This window comes from Streptomyces sp. SID3343, from assembly GCF_009865215.1.
Taxonomy (GTDB): Bacteria; Actinomycetota; Actinomycetes; order Streptomycetales; family Streptomycetaceae; genus Embleya.
The window spans coordinates 1-2,235 of the sequence record NZ_WWJX01001579.1; the positions used below are offsets into that span (position 1 = coordinate 1).

A 2,235-nucleotide genomic window follows, 5' to 3' on the forward strand; every position below is an offset into this window, starting at 1 on the left:
TCGCCCGGACCCTGATGGCGCTCGACCTGACCCCCGAACGCATGCTCGCCCGGCTCGACCTGGCCGCGCGCGACCTGGAGGACGACCAGGTCGCCACGTGTCTGTGCGCCGTCTACGACCCGGCCGAGGCCACCTACACCCTGGTCAGCGCCGGCCACCCGCCGCCGCTGCTGATCACTCCGGACGGCCACGCGTCGTTCGTGGACGTGCCCGTCGGCGCGCCCATCGGCGCCGGCGTCATCCCCTACGACCCGCTGCGCCTGTCCGTCCCGCCGGGCAGCCGACTCGTGCTCTACACCGACGGGCTGGTCAAGTCGCGTACCGAGGACATAGACGTACAACTCGCCCGACTGCGCACGCGCGCCGCCGGGATGGCTCCCTCCGAGTTGGACGCCTGTACGCTCGGCGATCTCGTACCCGACGGCGGCGCGCGGTTCGACGAGGCCGTGATGCTGGTGGCCGCCACGCAGGAAACGCTCCTGGGCACCGACCTGCAGACGTGGAACCTGCCCGCGCACGGCTCGGCGGCCGGCGCCGCCCGCAAGCTGGTCCGGGACCAGCTCGACGTCTGGCACCTCGAAGACCTCACGGACGTCACCGAACTCGTGGTCAGCGAACTCGTCGGCAACGCGCTGCGCTACGGGGGCGCCCCGGGACAACTGCGACTGCTGCGGCACGACCGCCTGGTGGTCGAACTCTCCGACACCGGACCGGATCTGCCCCAGATCCAACACTCGTCGCTCAGCGACGAAGGCGGCCGCGGGCTCCAGTTGATCAACATGCTGTGCCGGGGCTGGGGTTCGTGCCGCACCCCCACCGGCAAGATCGTCTGGGCCGAACAGGACATCCCGTAGGACGGCCTACTGTTTGTCGCCGACGAGCGGCCCGAACACCTCCCGGTTGCACCGGTGTTCGGGCCGCATCCGGCGTCACCACCCCGTGCCGGAGCGCCCGATCAGACGTTGTGGACTCGGAACCGGGAGACGGTGAAGTCGGTGGGATCGCCCTCGTCGTGGACCCAGTTGAACGAGACCTGGAAACCGTCGTCGGTCGAGCCGAACTCGAAGTTGATGTGCCCCTGTTCGTTGCCGTTCTTGGCCGCGACGTCGAAGCCGGTGGTGCCCCCCGCCGCCACCGGGGCGCCCTGCGGGATGGCCGCCTTGCCGTCGAGGTCGTTGGTCGAGGTGCTGGTGCCCTCGTAGAGCAGTTGCGAACCCCGGTAGTCCAGCGTGCCGTCCGCGTTCGGCCGGACCTCGATCCGGCTTTCCAGCCGCACCTCGCCGCCGCAGAAACTGTCCCGCCGGCTCTCGGTCCACCGGCCGACCGGCGCCATCAGGTCGTACCAGAAGTAGTCGCCGCCGCTGCCTTCACAGCGCGTGTAGCTGCTGCCGCCCTCGTGGTCGTACAGGTTCACCCAGCCCTCCAGGCCGACGTGCCGGTAGACCACCGGCGTGGTCGTGCCGCCGCCCCCCGTGCCGCCGCCCCCGCCGCCGCCCGGCTCGCAGTCCTGGCAGCGCTCCGCCGACGCGGAGCCGATCGTGAGCATGCCCGCCGCCAGCGTGGTACCGGCCGTGAGCACCGCCGCCTTGCGTATCCGACGCCAAACCTTGTCCCGCATGGATCCGATCCCCCTCGTTGGTTCGTTCGTTGTCGTGTCGATCGGCCGCTCGCTCGGCCACCGTCCGTTTCCCCCGGGCCGGGCCGCGCCGTCCGATCGTTGCTGCGACGCGCTCAGAAGTTCTCGACGGTGATGTTCGACTTGCCGTCGTCGGCGGCGCCCTCGCCGCTGTGCACGTACACGAGCGCCCCGCCGGACCCGCTCGCCGCGATGGTCGGCAGGATCTTGCTCGCCTCGCCGTCCAGGTCCTGCGTCTGGTAGTTGGTCCCCTCGAACAGCTTGAGGCGCACCACCGCCTGCATCGTTCCGTCGGTCGCCGGGAAGACGTCCACGTACGTCTCCAACCGCACCTCGCCGCCGCAGAAGCTGTCCCGCCGGCTCACCGTCCACTGTCCGATCGGGGCGGCCAGCTCGTACTCGAAGGCGTCGGTGCAGTGCTTGTTGTCGCCGAAGATGCCTTCGGCGTCGGTGGTCGCGGTGGTGCCGATCAGCCGAACGTGCCGGGTGGGGGTACTCGTACCGCCCCCGCCGCCCGTCCCGCCGCCACCGGTGGTGCCACCTCCGCCGGTGGTTCCGCCGCCACCACCGCCCGGCTCGCAGTCCTGGCAGCGCTCCGC

Annotated in this window: 3 protein-coding genes; 1 reads left to right on the forward strand and 2 read right to left on the reverse strand. The window is 71.0% G+C overall.

The window, feature by feature from the left end; translation table 11 throughout:
- The coding region (locus GT354_RS50430; protein WP_161364972.1) for an ATP-binding SpoIIE family protein phosphatase at nucleotides 1–854 on the forward strand (854 nt) is incomplete at its 5' end.
- Between the two features lie 101 nt (nucleotides 855–955).
- Here GT354_RS50430 and GT354_RS50435 read toward each other — a convergent pair.
- Complete coding sequence (locus GT354_RS50435) at nucleotides 956–1,618, reverse strand: hypothetical protein (RefSeq protein WP_161364975.1); 663 nt, start codon at nucleotides 1,616–1,618, stop codon at nucleotides 956–958.
- Between the two features lie 113 nt (nucleotides 1,619–1,731).
- Nucleotides 1,732–2,235: hypothetical protein (locus tag GT354_RS53160; protein WP_202513193.1), on the reverse strand; the 504-nt coding region annotated here is incomplete at its 5' end.

Coding starts and splice junctions, on each gene's coding strand:
- GT354_RS50435 (WP_161364975.1), bottom strand. CDS start 1,618: ATGCGGGACAAGGTTTGGCGTCGGATACGCAAGGCGGCGGTGCTCACG.